Here is a 16228-nt window from a genome sequence, read left to right as displayed (position 1 = left end):
ACTTCATCTTTATTGATATTGATTATTTAGTATCCATTAATTTTTTCTTTAAATCTTTACGCATAAAGTCTAAACTGTATGGATCATTGTACCAGTATGTTTCTGCTTTCACTTTAATGACTTTATCATTTTTAACTGCCGGCAAGTTTTTCCACATATTAGTTTTTTCATAAGCTGGTGTCGCTTTGCCTTCACTTGTTGAAACAATGTAATCGCCAGCGTATTTATCAACTTTTTCTTGTTTTACTTCAGCAAATCCTGCTTTTTTAGTTAAATCATCAACTGCTTTAGGCATTTTCAAACCAAATGCTTGATAAAGAATTTCGCCACCACGGCCCCAATGATCGCCGTAAGTATATAATTTCTTATCAAATTCATCAAAAATGGTTACAGTTTTATCTTTACCAATTTTATCTTTGATTTCTTTACCATCTTTAGCAGTTTGATTTTTCCAGTCTTTTTCCCATTTTTTAACTGCATCTTCTTTACCTAGTAATTTACCTAATTCCTCTTGTTGTTCTAGATAATTGTGTTTTGCATAGTTAAATGGAACAGTTGCTGCAATTTTCTTGTATTTTTTTATATTTTTATTTTGATCTAATACGATAATTAAATCTGGTTTTTCTTTGGCAACTTTCTCAACATCGTCGTCACCAACTTTAGTAACACCTTTAAATTTATCTTTTAAAACATCACTTTGATCAACTTGGTTACTTACTGCTACGACGTTACCACCTAATTTTTTTACGCCACCAGCATATGATGGTGCAACAACAGCAATACGTTTTGGATTTTTAGGAATATCAATTTTTTTCCCGTCATCCGTTTTGTAAGATTTTGTTTCTGCCTTTTTATCAGACTCTTTAGAGCCATTCCCTGAATTGTTACCACATGCAGCTAATAACAACACGAGCGCTATTAAAGGTAATAATAATTTTTTCATATTTTCCTCCTAATGAAAACGATTATCAATTTCATTAAAATTATACAAGATTGCATGTAGTTTTACAATAAGATTTTATAATAATTAATTTGATATTTTACAATGAATGTCAACCTAACTTACATTAAACCAGTAATACTTTTAGCAATATTAGTATATGCCATATCTTCCATTGGTGGATTATGAAGTCCTGCTCGTATATCACGATAATATCTTTGTAGTGGTCTCTCCATCTCCAGACTCTTAGCACCAACAATTCTCATTGCTAAATCTACCACTTCCAATCCTTGATTTAATACTAGGACTTTACTTGCAGATGTCTCATTCCAAATATCCGTATCTTTCTCATATAATTGATATCCATGAGCAGTACTCCATAGAAAATGTCTTGCAGATAATAAAAGTGATTCCATTTTACCTAGATTTTGTTGTACTGTCGGAATTTCAGCAATTGTTCCATCTATGCTATTAGGACTATATGTTTTTGCAAAATCTACTGCATAGTCTCTTGCTGCTTGAGCAATACCTAAATATACACTTGGAATATGCAATATCCATCCATTCAATGATGGCTTACGTTGATGTTCTACAAAATATTGTTCAGGTATCTTCACATCATTTAATACTAAATCATGACTTTCAGTTGCTCGCATACCTATCATATTCCAATTATCAGCAATATCTACGCCTTCAAAGTCTCTAGGAACCAAAAAGAAACCCACTTGTCCTAGTTCTTCTACATAAGCACCAACCACAAAGTGTGTTAACGCCTTACTCATTGATGTAAAAGTTTTGACACCATTTAAGACATATCCGTCATCTACTTTGACTGCGTTTGTAGCAGGACGACCACCTCGTGTAGGACTACCAGTTTCTGCTTCACTCACTGCACGATTAACAAGTGCACCCTTCTTCACTTCTTCAGCAAATTCATCTAACAAATCTTGTGCCCACATTTGTTGTTCATAAAGCTGACCAACTACACTTAAATGCCAACCGATAGATAGTGCAGTTGCACCGTCAATACTTGCTAAATATGTTTGTAGTATCACCATATCTTCAATTGTTCCACCCTCACCACCATATGCTTTAGGTAAGGTTAATAATGTATATCCTTCATCAATAAGCCATTGTACATTTTCATATGGAAAACGTGATTCAATATCATTGTTTTCTACATACGATTTAAATTGATCTTCTACTGATTTAAATTTTTCTATCCATTTTCGTTGCAACTCAGTTTGGACTAATAATGATTGTCCCATTTCTTCACCTCATTAACGTATTACTTTTAGCTTAATTATTCTTAGTTTAACACTCGACATTATTAATTAAAAGTACCGAAATCACAGAATCCCTACTTTACCGATAAGAATTAATGTGATAAGTTAATTTTAATGAAAAAGGGAGGTTAGCAACTTGATCAAAGTAGAACATTTATCTCATTTTTACCATTCAAATCAAGTGCTTAAAGATATTAATTTTTCACAGCAAAGGGGAACAGTGACAGCTATTATAGGTCCAAGTGGTTCTGGGAAGACCACTTTACTCCGTACATTGAATGCTCTTGCTATTCCTTCAAAAGGACAAATCACAATTGATGAGTGCCAGTTCAATGCCGAGCAACACAATAAAAAAGATATTTCACACCTGAGACAACAATCAGCAATGGTCTTTCAAAGCTATCAACTATTTAAAAATAAAACTGTGCTTGAAAACATAACTGAAGGTCTTATTTATGGCCAAGGTAAGAGTAAAAAGGAAGCTATACATATTGCTGAAGAACATTTGCGTATGGTTAATTTAATTGCACATAAGGATAAATACCCAATTCAACTTTCCGGAGGTCAAAGCCAACGTGTAGGCATCGTACGCGCACTTGCACTTAAGCCCAAAGTCTTACTATTAGATGAACCTACTTCAGCATTAGATCCTGAGTCTATTCAAAGTATTTTAAACTTAATCAAAAGTATCGCACAACAAGGTATGACGATGGTTATAGTGACGCATGAAATTAGCTTTGCACAAGCGATTGCCGATCAAATTTTGTTTATTGATAACGGTGAATTAATTAAACAAGGCACACCTAACGATGTACTACACCAACCAAGTAACGAACGCATCCAACGTTTTATTCAACGAATTAAAACAGAGGAGGATGTAACTTGAAACATATTAGAATGTATTTCATATTAACCATTCTCATATTAAGTGTCTCTCTTCTTTATTCATGCTCAAATGACAAAGCACAGCACGCAACGAAATCACATCCCAAAGAAGTTAAAGTCGCACTTTCAGCTGAAGTTAACCCACCCTATCTGTATACCGATAAAAACAATCATTTTATAGGGCTAGATATGGAATATATGAAACTATTAGAAAAGAAATTACCGCAGTATGATTTTAAATATGAGGTTGGCGAAGAAGAATCTAATTTAGTAGGTATTGGTTCTAAAAAGTTTGATATGGGCATTAATTGGTTCTTTAAAACGCCTGAAAGAGAGAAGCAGTTTTTATACCAAGATGTGCCGTATAGTTACGCACTACCTATGCTCGCAGTTAATAAGAAGAATAATGATATACATCAACTCAGTGACTTAACTCAAAAAAGGTTAACACCTATGGCTCCGAGTGGCGGTTTATTTTCAATATTAAAGCAATATAATCAGACTCATGATAAAAAGATAGATATAGATACGATTCAATCACCTTCTAACGGTGACAACTTGAAGATGGTTGGTAATGGACGTCGTGACGCTATGTTTCTAAATTGGAATACATATAAAGCTATTCAAGACAAAGTTCACGAAGACGTTAAGATTGGTGGCATCGTTAAAAAAGAACCGCTTCATATTGTTTACAATAAAGATAACCAACAATTACATGATGATATCGATCAAGCGACACGTGAATTAAAAAAAGAAGGCAAGCTTCAACAATTATCTCAAAAATACTTTGATATCAATGTGTTCGATGATTTAAACAAGATCAATCATCACAAAGATCAATTGGAGGTGAAATAGCTAAATGTCTGCTACACAATGGTTAGATTTATTTAAACAAGTTGTCCAACAATTGCCCATTACTTTAGTCATGATAATATGCGCACTCATATTAGCCACTATATTAGGTTTAATACTTACTATGATTCGTATAAAGCAAGTGCCCTATCTATCAACATGTGTAAGAGTCTATCAATCATTTATGAGAAGTACACCACTTCTTCTTCAATTATTTTTAGTTTACTTTGCCTTACCTCAATTTCTATTAATATTTCAGATCAATATTAATCATTTCGATCGATTATTTTTTATTATTTTAGCATTCAGTCTACATAGTGCAGCCTATTTATCTGAAGTATTTCGAGCAGGTTATGTATCGGTAGATTATCGTCAAATTGAAGCTGGGCTTTCAGTAGGATTAAGTTATCCAAGAATCTTAAAGGATATCATTATACCGCAAGCATTAAGAAACAGCATACCCAATTTAACAACTCAAATCATTGAACTCATAAAAGATACATCATTAGCTTTCACTATTGGCATTATAGATATGATGGGACAAGTTCAACTGATTATTGGAAATAATTATGGGTTAGGTATGTTAGAAGTATATGTTGTGATTTCTATTATCTATTGGTTACTTGCATTAATTATTCAGGGAACATTTACAATTATCAGTAAAATTTCAGAAAAGCCTTATCAAGTTTAGGGGGACATTCAAGTGACTTTTATTTTCCATACTATTATTGAAGTTTTAAAAGGTGTACCTAACACTTTAGCAGTAACTTTAATTGCCATGTGTGTAGGTATACTAATTGGATCCATATTTGCTCTGATTCGTTTACATCAAATTCCTGTACTATCTCAATTTGTAGTTATCTATAATTCATTTTTTAGAAGTACACCATTAATAGTACAATTATTTGTGTTTTATTATGGCGTCCCAGCATTCATTCTTTGGTTTAACGACATATGTCATACATCTATGAATCCAGATATGGTCCCTCCTTTATTGATTGCAGCTATCACTTTTTCATTACATGCAACGGCTTACTTATCCGAATCAATTAAAGGTGGTTTACTTTCAGTAGATACAAAGCAAATTGAAGCCGCACAAACTGTAGGATTATCAAAATGGAATGTTTATCGACGTATTGTATTTCCACAAGCATTTGGATATGCACTACCTAATATTGAAAACCAATTTATTATGTTATTAAAAGGGACTTCCCTTGCTTTCTCTGTCCAAGTAACAGAAATAATGGCAATTAGTACTGAAATGGCTAATGAAGGCTATCAATTTGTACCAGTTTATACTGTCGCTGCAATATTTTATTGGGCATTAGCGATTATTATTGAGCTCATCTTCCATAAGTTAGAACTCCATACAACCCATTATTTAGTGTCATAAAATGAAACTCTGGAACGCGCTTTTTAATAAGCGTGCACCAGAGTTTTTAATTAATTCTTGTTCTCAATCTCTCTATGAGGACGACCAGCAAATAACATGATCCATGTTGCTAGAATAAATGGCATCGTCAATGATGGCAAACCAATGGGTTCAAGCATTGTATTCAAACCTAAATTCAATAAAACAGTTAATAATAAACCGAGGAATGTTGAGAAATATGTATTGATACTCGTCTTGAATGTGGTACCTAATGCTATTGCTGTTAATATTAAATTATAACCAAATAAACCTTGATTAATGTCATTCACATTACCACCTAACATAGCTACAATAACAAAACCGAGTACATTACCTAAAATGGCATATACCGTTGCTTTTCTAGAATCGATTAAGATCCCAATTAATATGAGCAAACCTGCCCATATACTAGGTAAGATAAACACTTCACTAAATCCTTCTAAAGTGGTTTTAATGATATTTACATGTTCAGAACTATGGTTCTTCACAATGGATTCTACAGTTCCCGGAATAATATTCAACGGTGTTTTGACCGCTCTCACTTGTTCTGATATTGAAATAGCAAACCAAGTTACAATAACAAATGGTGCTGTTAACATTGCTATACCATAAGGCTTTAACCATTCTCTAATAGCTGAACCAATTGGTAAAGTTAACACAGTAGCCACAATCGTTATCAAAATACCTGCCCAATTTTCATTTAAAAACAAAGTTAATGCAATGGCAGTTAACACTGGACTAAAACCCGCTAAACCATCATTAATTTCTTGTTCGGAATAGTTAACATGTGGCGCTAATACATATGCGATTATACTTCCAACGAGTGCACTTAATCCCACTTTCCAATTACCAATAAATAAAGCAATTAACACTAATAATCCTGTGTAATGATTATTAATTAATAACACTTGGGATATATTCTTTAAAATAATACTTACTGCTTTCATGACATATGCCCCCTAATTTCATAATTATCATGATACATCACTTTTTAAAAAATGTGTATAAATATGTTATTTACTCTTTTTATATAATATACGTATTAATAAAATTAAATGTTTTTTATAATTGCATTCTAAAAATCAAATATTTTGTGCCTTTTATTTAAAATTTGAAACTTATCGACTCATTATACTTGTTAATTATTAAAAATCGTCCTAATATAAAATTTGCAAGTTTATTTTGCAATTATAAATATTTGAAAGAAGGGATTATTTTGCATTTTACACAACGAGAGCAAGATAAATTAATGATTGTTGTGGCTGCAGAAGTTGCTCGTCGCAGAAAAGCACGAGGCCTTAAACTAAACCATCCAGAAGCACTGGCTTTAATTAGTGACGAATTATTAGAAGGCGCAAGAGATGGAAAAACAGTAGCTGAATTAATGAGCTTTGGTAAAACAATTTTAAATGAAGAAGATGTAATGGATGGTGTTGCAAGTATGATTACTGAAATCGAAATCGAAGCAACATTCCCAGATGGAACTAAATTAATCACTGTCCATCATCCAATAGTTTAAGGAGGACGTTAATATGATTCCTGGAGAAATTAGAATTAAAAATACAGATATTGAAATTAATCCAAATTCACCAGAAACGGTACTTGAAGTAAAAAACACTGGAGATCGCCCTATTCAAATAGGCTCACATTTCCACTTTTTTGAGGCTAACTTAGCTTTGGACTTTGAACGCAACAAAGCTTACGGTAAACATTTAGATATTCCTGCTGGTGCAGCTGTCAGATTTGAACCTGGAGATGTCAAACAAGTCCAACTTGTAGAGTATGCAGGTAATCGTAGAATTTATGGCTTCCGCGGATTTGTAAATGGTCCAATCGATGGTTCCCGTGTATATCGTCCAACTGGCGAAGACGATAAATATGCAGGCGTATTCAATGACGAAGGCCATGATAATGTCAATAAAAAAGGTGGTACGAAATAATGAGCTTTAAAATGACACAATCACAATACACAAGTTTATACGGTCCAACCGTTGGTGACGCTGTAAGATTAGGTGATACTAACCTATTTGCAGAAGTTGAGAAAGATTATGCTAATTATGGTGACGAAGCTACTTTCGGGGGTGGGAAATCTATTCGTGATGGTATGGCACAGAATCCTAACGTAACTCGTGATGATAAAAATGTAGCCGATTTAGTTTTAACGAACGCAATGATTATCGATTATGACAAGATTGTTAAAGCGGATATCGGAATTAAAAACGGCTATATTTTTGCAATCGGTAAAGCGGGTAATCCAGACATTATGGATAATGTGAATATCATCATCGGTAGTACAACAGATATCATTTCTGCTGAAGGAAAAATCGTAACAGCTGGTGGTATCGATACTCATGTTCACTTTATCAATCCTGAGCAAGCCGAAGTTGCTTTAGAAAGCGGTATTACAACACATATCGGTGGTGGTACTGGTGCTTCAGAAGGTGCAAAAGCAACAACTGTAACACCTGGCCCTTGGCATATTCATCGTATGTTAGAAGCTGCAGAAGCATTACCTATCAATGTTGGTTTCACAGGTAAAGGTCAAGCAGTCAATCATACAGCACTTATCGAACAAATACACGCGGGTGTCATTGGCTTAAAAGTGCATGAAGACTGGGGTGCTACACCATCAGCATTAAGTCATGCGTTAGACGTAGCAGATGAATTCGATGTTCAAATTGCACTTCATGCCGATACATTAAACGAATCTGGATTTATGGAAGATACAATGAAAGCTGTCAATAATCGTGTCTTACACATGTATCATACTGAAGGCGCTGGTGGCGGACATGCACCAGACTTAATTAAATCAGCTTCTTATTCAAATATTTTACCTTCATCTACTAACCCTACACTACCTTATACACATAATACTGTAGATGAGCATTTAGATATGGTTATGATTACACACCATTTAAATGCTTCAATTCCAGAAGATATTGCATTTGCAGACTCACGTATTCGTAAAGAAACCATTGCTGCTGAAGATGTATTACAAGATATGGGTGTTTTCAGTATGATTAGTTCTGACTCACAAGCGATGGGACGTGTCGGTGAGGTCATCACGCGTGCATGGCAAACTGCTCATCGTATGAAAGAACAACGTGGTCCATTAGAAGGCGATTCAGAGTATAACGATAATAATCGTATTAAACGTTATATTGCGAAATATACAATTAACCCTGCTATTACACATGGCATTTCTGACTATGTTGGTTCAATTGAATCTGGTAAATTAGCTGACTTAGTATTATGGGATCCTGCTTTCTTTGGTGTTAAACCTGAGCTTGTAGTAAAAGGCGGTTTAATAAATGTAGCAGTTAATGGTGATGCTAATGGTTCTATCCCAACCTCAGAACCTATGAAATATCGTAGAATGTATGGACAATATGGCGGTAATATTACTCATACAGCTATGACATTTGTCTCTAATACTGCTTATGAAAATGGTATTTACAGACAACTTAATTTACAACGTATGGTAAGACCTGTTAAAAATATCCGTAACTTGACTAAAGCAGATATGAAGAATAACAGTGCGACACCTAAATTAGATGTTGATCCACAAACATATGAAGTTTATGTTGATGGGGAAAAAATTACAAGTGAACCAGCAACTGAGTTACCATTAACTCAAAGATACTTCTTATTCTAGGAGGATGCAAATTAATGATTATCGAAGAGATTCAAGGCAATATAGCCAATTTATCAGCTGAAGAAAAAAATAAGCATGTTGAGAAAGTTTATCTAGAAAATTCTGATCTAGTTAAACGTATTCAACGTGTTAAAACAGATCACGGTAACGAATTAGGTATCCGATTAAAACAACCTATCGACTTACAATATGGTGATATTTTATATCAAGATGAAACCAATATGATTATCGTAGATGTTAATTCTGAAGATTTATTAGTGATTAAACCACGTAATTTAAAAGAAATGGGAGATATCGCCCATCAACTTGGTAACCGTCATTTACCAGCACAGTTCACAGAAACTGAAATGTTAGTTCAATATGACTATCTTGTTGAAGATTTACTAAAATCTTTAGGCATTCCATATAGTCACGAAGATAGAAAAGTAAATCAAGCATTTAGACATATAGGTCATTCTCATGATTGATCATCAAAATTTACGTTTATTTCAGTTCTGTGATTCACAATTTCCGACGGGTGCTTTCAGCCATTCATTCGGATTAGAGACCTATATACAACGTGAATCAGTCAATAATGATGTCACTTTTGTGCAATGGTTAAAACTATTTTTAAATGAACAACTAACGTATTCGGATGGTCTTGCGATGAGAATCGTTTATGAAGCTCTTGAAGCAAATGACTTAGATAAGATTTTACGTATGGATCAACTTATATTCGTACAAAGTATTCCTAAAGAAACACGTGTTGGTGCAAAACAAATGGGAACTCGTATGGTGAAATTAGCGATGGAATTATACGATAGCGAATGGATTAATTGGTATCATGAACAAATGAAAAGTAAAAAAGCCAAATTACATCCAGCTATTTGCTTCACTATGCTTGGCTATCACTTAGGTGTTGATATAGAAACAATCATTGATTATTACCTTTATCAAAATGTATCAAGTTTAACACAAAATGCAGTGAGAGCTATCCCTTTAGGACAAACAGCGGGTCAAAAAGTGGTTACACAAATGGTGTCATATATAGAAGAAACGAGAAATCATATTTTATCACTTGATGAAAGCGACTTTGGTATGACAGCACCTGGTTTAGAATTAAACCAAATGGAACATGAAAATGTTAATGTAAGAATCTTTATTTCATAGGAGGTATCAGTATGACTGAACCAATTAAAATTGGAATTGGTGGTCCTGTTGGTGCAGGTAAAACCCAATTAATAGAAAAAGTAGTCAGACGTTTATCTAAAGACATGAGTATCGGCGTTATAACAAATGACATTTATACAAAAGAAGATGAAAAAATCTTAGTTAATACAGGTGTCTTACCTGAAGATAGAATTATCGGTGTTGAAACAGGCGGTTGCCCTCATACAGCAATTCGTGAAGATGCTTCTATGAACTTTGCTGCTATTGATGAGTTATTAGAACGTAATGATGATATTGAACTAATCTTTATTGAATCTGGTGGCGATAACTTAGCAGCGACATTCAGTCCTGAACTTGTTGATTTTTCAATTTATATCATTGACGTAGCTCAAGGTGAAAAAATCCCTCGTAAAGGTGGACAAGGTATGATTAAATCAGACTTCTTCATCATCAATAAAACGGATTTAGCACCACATGTTGGCGCGTCATTAGAACAAATGGCTGAAGATACAAAAGTATTTAGAGGCGACAGACCATTCGCGTTTACTAACTTGAAAACAGATGAAGGTCTTGATGAAGTGATTGAGTGGATTGAACGAGATACATTACTTAAAGGATTATCGTAATGTCTCAACAAGCTTGGACAGGTCAACTTGATTTAACCGTATTTAATAATGGCAGTCGTTCAGTTGCACGTGATATCTTTTTTGAAAAAGCATTAAAGGTTATTCGTCCTGTATATTTAAACGGATCAAACATCCCTACTTTCTATATTGTTAACGTAGGTGGAGGTTATCTAGACGGTGACCGTTATTCAATGAATTTCAATATTGAAGATAATGCAAGTGTCACGTTGACTTCTCAAGGTGCAACCAAAATTTATAAAACATTAAACGACCGAGTTGAACAATATCAAACATTCCATTTAAAACCAAACGCATACATGGAATATATTGCAGATCCAATTATTGCATATGAAAATGCTAAATTTTATCAATACAATCGCTTTGACTTAGATCAAACAAGTGCCATGTTTTATACCGATATCCTTACACCTGGCTACTCATCAGAAGATAAAAATTTTTCTTATAAATATATGCATTTAGTAAATGAAATATACATTGATGATGAATTAGTAACTTATGATAACCTTATGTTAAATCCCGAAAAAAATTCAATAGATTCTATTGGTTATATGGAAAATTATACTCATTTAGGATCAGCTTATTTTATTCATCCTAATGTAAATCAAAGATTTATCGATGAGGTTTATGATCAAATTAAACATTTTGAGAAAGAATTAAATTGTCGACTTGGCATTTCACAATTACCAACACACGGGCTATCGATTAGAATTTTATCTAACCGTACACAGTATATTGAAAAGATCCTTGAAACAGTTCAAGCTTATATCGCTAATATGCTGTATGATAGAAATTTAAATTTCTTAAGAAAATATTAATATGAATCAAGTGTCAAAATGATTAAAATTTAAAAAGGCTTGGTTGCCATTTGGTAACCAAGCCTTTCTTTATTTGAAAAATAAGGGGCGAAGCTAAATTATGTAATTAAGATGCTATTCAGTTTGTGGTTAATGGATCATTTTTATCGTATCTACAATAAGAAAACATTCATTAACCTTGAAACACACCCATTTTCCAATAAGTTTATAATGATAAACACCTATAATTCCCTAGCTACACGATAAAAGCGTAACAACTAATGCTCCACTTTCTTACTCAATTCCAAAACTTACTTTCCATCACAATTAATTATCTGAATTTGAACCATTAAATATAAAATATAATAAAACAAGTCACTTAGATATATTGTTCTAATTCATCAATGAGTTGCTTAATTTTATCCTTTTGTTCTTTTGTAACAAAAACTATTACTGTACGTTCGTCATGCACGCTTCTCTTTTTAGATAATAAATTTAACTCTTTTAATTTTTGTAATGCTTTAGTTAAGTAATATGGTTTAAATTCAGAACATGTTGCAATTTCTTTAGACGATATTTCATTAGATTCACTTTTTAATATGTAATTCAGAATATAAATTTCTTCATAGTTAAGATTATATTGCTTTTTAGTATCTCTAAAGAATTTTTTCACTTGAAATGTAGCGTCAACTAAATCATTAATATTTTTTATTTTTGCCATTCTAAAACCACTCCTCTGATGCACATCTTGTTGTAGCAAGGTTCACATAATTTCATCTTACTGAATTGATCTCCACCCATGTTACAAAGTTCATTTTAAACAAACAAGTTTAAAAATTCAATAATTTTATTACTCGAATTTGCATTTATATATTTATTTCTTTTCTCAAACATTTATTTAACTTTTTTCAAGGTTATTAAATTAAATATATCACAATTTTACCACTTATTCTGAAAGTGTATATTTTAAATATTTTATAATTCCTATTTGATTAGTTGGTTTTTTAAAAATAATAAATTGGCAAGCAATATAAATATAAAAATAACGATATGCCATAATAATGCGAATTGTAATGGCATATCGTTATATATAATTAACAGTATTGTTAATATCTAATTCAAATACTTCATAAATATGTTCGATTAAGCTTGTATTTTTTCTTTTACGAAATCTACAAACGCTTGAACATCGTTAGATTTAAAATCATGCATTGGAATTTGGCCAATATTAAACTCAAATAAAATTGTTTCACCATCGAATTCAATATTGTTAACTTCATCGTAACCAATATTTCTATAATAGAATTGACCATTCATATCTACATTCATAATTAAACGCTCAGATGTAGCTATAAATGCACCCTCAAATTGAGATTGTCCTTGAACTTGGTAATCCATAATTCCTAATACTGAAGGACCTTTCTTCTCTGTTGGAAATAAATCATTAGGATTGACATTATCTAAAATCATACACAAACTCCTTCTATCTTTTACTCACTTATTTATATATCTTTAATTCCCTCTTTTAAAATTTCGTAACATGATTCGATAATAGAAACTACTAAGCTCATATTACAATGTTTTATTTTAAGTATGATAGACCGTTCATCTTCAACACATCTTTCTTTTATTATATACCCTTTTTGTTTCATTTTTTTTATATTTGGGCTTAAAGCTCCAACGCCTCTTTGCGTTTGATATCTCATATACTTTATCGTCATTTCATTTTCATTAATAAGTAAAGTCGCTAACACATATAGTTCTTCTATTGTAAGATTATATTCATTTAGGCATTGATTAATATAACTCATCATTTCATTACAGGTTATATAATACTGAATAGAATGTTTTGTTCTAGCATTTATTATTAATTGATTAGAACTGATGATCTCAAGTAGTTCACTAAACAAAAAATGTATTTTTTCTTTTTGTAATTCAGTTATGGTAATACTCAGTTTGCGCTGGTCTTCATCCTTACGTTCTTTCAATATCCAATGATGTTGGTATAAGTATTTTAACATTTGTAGTATCTTTGTTTTCTGTTCGAACTTTGTAAGATGGTTAAGATCAATATATTTCTCGTTGTTATTCTCGTTGACTAAGAAATAAAGTAATTTAATATGATCAAGTGTTAAATGGTATGAATATTTTAAATAATCATTTGCTCCTTTAATAATCATGTAGTGTGCAATAAAGAGCTCTATTTTTACATTTGACATGATAAACCTTCCCCTTTTCATACCAGCCATACGTCATTAACTAAACTAAAATATTAATATGAACAATTGTTATACTTGGAAGTTGTATAATGTTTTCGCCTGTTTCTCTTTTACAAATTTCACCAATCCAATATAAATTTTCTGTTTTTACCTCACTGGTGATTAATTGCCTATCTCCTTTAATTGACTTCATAAAAGTTTGATAGTCTATCATGTTAATTTCAGCATGATTGATATTAGTTATATTTGCGAAATTTAATTGAACAACATCAATATTAGGATTTTTAGTCATAGGTATATCTAAGAGTGCAATACACTGATATTCATTTCTATAATGTGACACTATCAAGTAATCATTCTCATAAATAACATTACCACGCAATTGATTGTATGCATCTAATAAAAATAAAGTAGAAAGCGCGCTTGTAAATTGAGATGGTTGTATATCTTTCATGTCTATATCATCCCAATGTAAATAAACAGAATTAATATTTTTTAGTTGATTAAAAATTTCCTTAAAATGTTTAAAATCCGATTGTTTGATAAAACTTGTATGATTATCCTGTATTAAATTGCTAATCATTAAATTTTCATTGTTATTTAAATTTAACTCTCTCATATGATTTAAAGGTACCATAATCATATCCACTAGACTTTCCACTCTATGAAGCTGCTTTAAGTGGTGGTGATTAGGAGCCCAAATTAAAAGATAATCATCAAAATATAAATGCAATAATTGTTTAAACGTTTTAATTCCATCAATATTGCACCCTTGAATTAAAAATTCTAATTTTTCATTTTTAAAACGCCTCGTTATATTAAACAATATTTTAATCAATTTCTGGATAGCTATTTTTTCCAATGAAGTCAATTTCTCTGACTGTTCTGTTTTAATTTTATAAACGGGAATCATATTAACATCATTTAGCATCTTCAAAAGTTGATTTAAATGACCTTCAAATACTTTAATTTGCTTTATAAGTAAATTGAATTCGACTTCTATAATGATATGAATAGGATTACATCTATAATTCAATTTTTCTTTTAATTTCAACAAATCAAAATGACTAAGTGTCATTAATTTATTTATTTCTATATACAAGTGATAAGGGAGAACCGCCCTACACTGTTGATTTAATGGAAAGTCAATATCGATGAACATAGATGTATGTTGTTTATCTTTATTAACGTGGTTTAAAAGTCTTAATATACTCTCGTCCAATTTAATTTCTTTCGTTTGATTATTAGAGATAGATGTCTCTATATATTGTTTTCTAATTAATTTGGGAGTTTGACCGTAAGCATCTTTAAATAGCTTTATAAACCTAGAATAATGATTAAATCCGTGTTTTATAGCAATATACTCGATTGATTGATCTGTTGATAAAATGTCAATCAAACAAAATTTAAGTCTAATATGATTTAAATATTGGTTAAAACTATAATAAGGTGTATGTTGAAACATTTGAGTTAATTGATGGCTTGGCACATTTGTTGCATTCACTAATTCATTTTTATTTATTTTTCTTGAGTGGTTGTCTACTAAATAATTATGAATAGGTTCTGAAATAAGTGACACGCCTTGCTTTTCCTTTATATCTGAGGCGATTGAGCATAATTCAATACATAAGTATTTGATAACTTTATCAATCATCATTTCTTCTGTTTGGTTTATACATTTTAATTCAATTAGCTTTGCTATTAAATCAATAATTTTCGAGTAATTCGCCGTTTGTATTTCTCCACCTTCTAATCTTGTACGGTGGGTTACGAATCTTAAGAAATCCTTAGTTGAAACTTCTATTAAGCATGCTATAGCTTGGTTTTCACTTTTAATTTGATATACATCATTCATCATAACGAGTAAAACACGCCCAGGACATAACTCATATTCTTTTAAGTTAATGAACACTTTACCTGTCCCTTTTAACCAATAAATAAGTTTGATATTTGATTCTTTGCTATTATTTATAATTAAATTCTGAAATATTCGGACTGAATAGTTTTCTATCATGTTGTTTCCTCACGCTGCTTACAATAACATCATCCATATAACTTTATGTATTGATTTAATAAATATCTCTTAATTAGATAACCTCTATCTTCACAGTCAATTTTATACTGATTTAACATCCTATAGTATCAATTCTTTTAAAAATTATATCAATTTTTATTTATATTAAAATAGCATGTTTTAGACTAATTGTTACTTTATCCATTTTTCTATATATTTTATCCCTTGATGAGGCCAATCATATTATCAAGATTAGTAAACTTTTTACATGTAATATTAAATGATGCTGTCCCACGCTTTAATTTATTATTCATCCTTTAAAATATAATACAATTTAAATTTTCTGTAAGTTTACAGATATGTAACACATTTTTTC

18 protein-coding genes are annotated in these 16228 nt (G+C 31.5%); 11 read left to right on the top strand and 7 right to left on the bottom strand.

Annotated elements, in window-relative coordinates:
• Positions 1-22: 22 nt before the first annotated feature.
• Complete coding sequence (locus JX000_RS02905; protein ID WP_145505447.1) at positions 23-943, bottom strand: ABC transporter substrate-binding protein; 921 nt, start codon at positions 941-943, stop codon at positions 23-25.
• Between the two features lie 119 nt (positions 944-1062).
• Entirely contained in the window at positions 1063-2208 is a 1146-nt protein-coding gene (locus tag JX000_RS02900) for an acyl-CoA dehydrogenase family protein (protein ID WP_145505450.1), read from the bottom strand.
• 154 nt (positions 2209-2362) lie between these two features.
• Between JX000_RS02900 and JX000_RS02895 the strand changes: the two genes are divergently transcribed.
• Genes JX000_RS02895 through JX000_RS02880 form a run of 4 tightly spaced genes read left to right on the top strand, consistent with a single transcriptional unit; the run spans position 2363 to position 5356 of the window.
• Positions 2363-3112, top strand: a complete 750-nt coding sequence (locus JX000_RS02895; RefSeq protein ID WP_002450289.1) for an amino acid ABC transporter ATP-binding protein — start codon at positions 2363-2365, stop codon at positions 3110-3112.
• On the top strand, positions 3109-3966 hold the full coding sequence (locus tag JX000_RS02890) for an amino acid ABC transporter substrate-binding protein (protein ID WP_145505454.1): 858 nt from the start codon (positions 3109-3111) through the stop codon (positions 3964-3966). The genes JX000_RS02895 and JX000_RS02890 overlap by 4 nt, the downstream gene beginning before the upstream one ends.
• A 4-nt stretch (positions 3967-3970) precedes the next feature.
• The gene (locus tag JX000_RS02885) at positions 3971-4654 is read left to right on the top strand and encodes an amino acid ABC transporter permease (RefSeq protein ID WP_002450287.1); all 684 of its coding nucleotides are present in this window, start codon (positions 3971-3973) and stop codon (positions 4652-4654) included.
• A 12-nt stretch (positions 4655-4666) separates the two neighbouring features.
• Positions 4667-5356, top strand: a complete 690-nt coding sequence (locus JX000_RS02880; RefSeq protein ID WP_206140859.1) for an amino acid ABC transporter permease — start codon at positions 4667-4669, stop codon at positions 5354-5356.
• 50 nt (positions 5357-5406) lie between these two features.
• On the opposite strand, the gene yut is transcribed toward JX000_RS02880, so the two are convergent.
• Complete coding sequence (gene yut / locus JX000_RS02875) at positions 5407-6321, bottom strand: urea transporter (RefSeq protein ID WP_002450285.1); 915 nt, start codon at positions 6319-6321, stop codon at positions 5407-5409.
• A gap of 269 nt (positions 6322-6590) precedes the next feature.
• On the opposite strand from yut, the gene JX000_RS02870 reads away from it, so the two are divergent.
• From JX000_RS02870 to JX000_RS02840, 7 genes are read left to right on the top strand one after another with little or no spacing between them, the layout of a single operon-like run.
• Positions 6591-6893 carry an urease subunit gamma gene (locus tag JX000_RS02870; protein ID WP_002465430.1) on the top strand — a complete coding sequence of 101 codons (303 nt, stop codon included), beginning with the start codon at positions 6591-6593 and terminating at the stop codon, positions 6891-6893.
• A 13-nt stretch (positions 6894-6906) separates the two neighbouring features.
• A complete protein-coding gene (locus JX000_RS02865) occupies positions 6907-7314 on the top strand; it encodes an urease subunit beta (RefSeq protein WP_075778745.1) in 408 nt (135 codons plus the stop codon).
• Positions 7314-9029 carry an urease subunit alpha gene (gene ureC, locus JX000_RS02860; RefSeq protein ID WP_145505463.1) on the top strand — a complete coding sequence of 572 codons (1716 nt, stop codon included), beginning with the start codon at positions 7314-7316 and terminating at the stop codon, positions 9027-9029. The genes JX000_RS02865 and ureC overlap by 1 nt, the downstream gene beginning before the upstream one ends.
• Before the next feature lie 14 nt (positions 9030-9043).
• Positions 9044-9496, top strand: a complete 453-nt coding sequence (gene ureE / locus JX000_RS02855) for an urease accessory protein UreE (protein WP_002450281.1) — start codon at positions 9044-9046, stop codon at positions 9494-9496.
• Positions 9489-10178 carry an urease accessory protein UreF gene (locus JX000_RS02850; protein ID WP_049425414.1) on the top strand — a complete coding sequence of 230 codons (690 nt, stop codon included), beginning with the start codon at positions 9489-9491 and terminating at the stop codon, positions 10176-10178. Before ureE ends, JX000_RS02850 begins: the two co-directional genes overlap by 8 nt.
• 11 nt (positions 10179-10189) lie before the next feature.
• On the top strand, positions 10190-10804 hold the full coding sequence (ureG, locus tag JX000_RS02845; protein ID WP_002450279.1) for an urease accessory protein UreG: 615 nt from the start codon (positions 10190-10192) through the stop codon (positions 10802-10804).
• Positions 10804-11640, top strand: a complete 837-nt coding sequence (locus JX000_RS02840) for an urease accessory protein UreD (RefSeq protein WP_002450278.1) — start codon at positions 10804-10806, stop codon at positions 11638-11640. The genes ureG and JX000_RS02840 overlap by 1 nt, the downstream gene beginning before the upstream one ends.
• A 358-nt stretch (positions 11641-11998) precedes the next feature.
• Here the strand turns inward: JX000_RS02840 and JX000_RS02835 are convergent, their stop codons facing one another.
• The 4 genes from JX000_RS02835 to JX000_RS02820 form a co-directional block, all read right to left on the bottom strand.
• The gene (locus JX000_RS02835) at positions 11999-12340 is read right to left on the bottom strand and encodes a transcriptional regulator, SarA/Rot family (RefSeq protein ID WP_002465419.1); all 342 of its coding nucleotides are present in this window, start codon (positions 12338-12340) and stop codon (positions 11999-12001) included.
• 422 nt (positions 12341-12762) lie between these two features.
• Entirely contained in the window at positions 12763-13089 is a 327-nt protein-coding gene (locus JX000_RS02830; protein ID WP_002450276.1) for a hypothetical protein, read from the bottom strand.
• Positions 13090-13121: 32 nt separating this feature from the next.
• A complete protein-coding gene (locus JX000_RS02825; protein ID WP_206140858.1) occupies positions 13122-13838 on the bottom strand; it encodes a transcriptional regulator, SarA/Rot family in 717 nt (238 codons plus the stop codon).
• A 40-nt stretch (positions 13839-13878) separates the two neighbouring features.
• On the bottom strand, positions 13879-15852 hold the full coding sequence (locus JX000_RS02820; RefSeq protein WP_206140857.1) for a helix-turn-helix transcriptional regulator: 1974 nt from the start codon (positions 15850-15852) through the stop codon (positions 13879-13881).
• Between the last annotated feature and the right edge of the window lie 376 nt (positions 15853-16228).

It is taken from the genome of Staphylococcus sp. SB1-57 (genome assembly GCF_017086425.1).
Classification (GTDB): Bacteria; Bacillota; Bacilli; order Staphylococcales; family Staphylococcaceae; genus Staphylococcus; species Staphylococcus warneri_A.
This window is presented reverse-complemented; position numbering and strand designations above follow the sequence as displayed.

Coding starts and splice junctions, on each gene's coding strand:
- JX000_RS02905 (WP_145505447.1), bottom strand. CDS start 943: ATGAAAAAATTATTATTACCTTTAATAGCGCTCGTGTTGTTATTAGCT.
- JX000_RS02900 (WP_145505450.1), bottom strand. CDS start 2,208: ATGGGACAATCATTATTAGTCCAAACTGAGTTGCAACGAAAATGGATA.
- JX000_RS02885 (WP_002450287.1), top strand. CDS start 3,971: ATGTCTGCTACACAATGGTTAGATTTATTTAAACAAGTTGTCCAACAA.
- yut (WP_002450285.1), bottom strand. CDS start 6,321: ATGAAAGCAGTAAGTATTATTTTAAAGAATATATCCCAAGTGTTATTA.
- JX000_RS02865 (WP_075778745.1), top strand. CDS start 6,907: ATGATTCCTGGAGAAATTAGAATTAAAAATACAGATATTGAAATTAAT.
- ureC (WP_145505463.1), top strand. CDS start 7,314: ATGAGCTTTAAAATGACACAATCACAATACACAAGTTTATACGGTCCA.
- ureE (WP_002450281.1), top strand. CDS start 9,044: ATGATTATCGAAGAGATTCAAGGCAATATAGCCAATTTATCAGCTGAA.
- JX000_RS02850 (WP_049425414.1), top strand. CDS start 9,489: ATGATTGATCATCAAAATTTACGTTTATTTCAGTTCTGTGATTCACAA.
- ureG (WP_002450279.1), top strand. CDS start 10,190: ATGACTGAACCAATTAAAATTGGAATTGGTGGTCCTGTTGGTGCAGGT.
- JX000_RS02840 (WP_002450278.1), top strand. CDS start 10,804: ATGTCTCAACAAGCTTGGACAGGTCAACTTGATTTAACCGTATTTAAT.
- JX000_RS02835 (WP_002465419.1), bottom strand. CDS start 12,340: ATGGCAAAAATAAAAAATATTAATGATTTAGTTGACGCTACATTTCAA.
- JX000_RS02830 (WP_002450276.1), bottom strand. CDS start 13,089: ATGATTTTAGATAATGTCAATCCTAATGATTTATTTCCAACAGAGAAG.
- JX000_RS02825 (WP_206140858.1), bottom strand. CDS start 13,838: ATGTCAAATGTAAAAATAGAGCTCTTTATTGCACACTACATGATTATT.
- JX000_RS02820 (WP_206140857.1), bottom strand. CDS start 15,852: ATGATAGAAAACTATTCAGTCCGAATATTTCAGAATTTAATTATAAAT.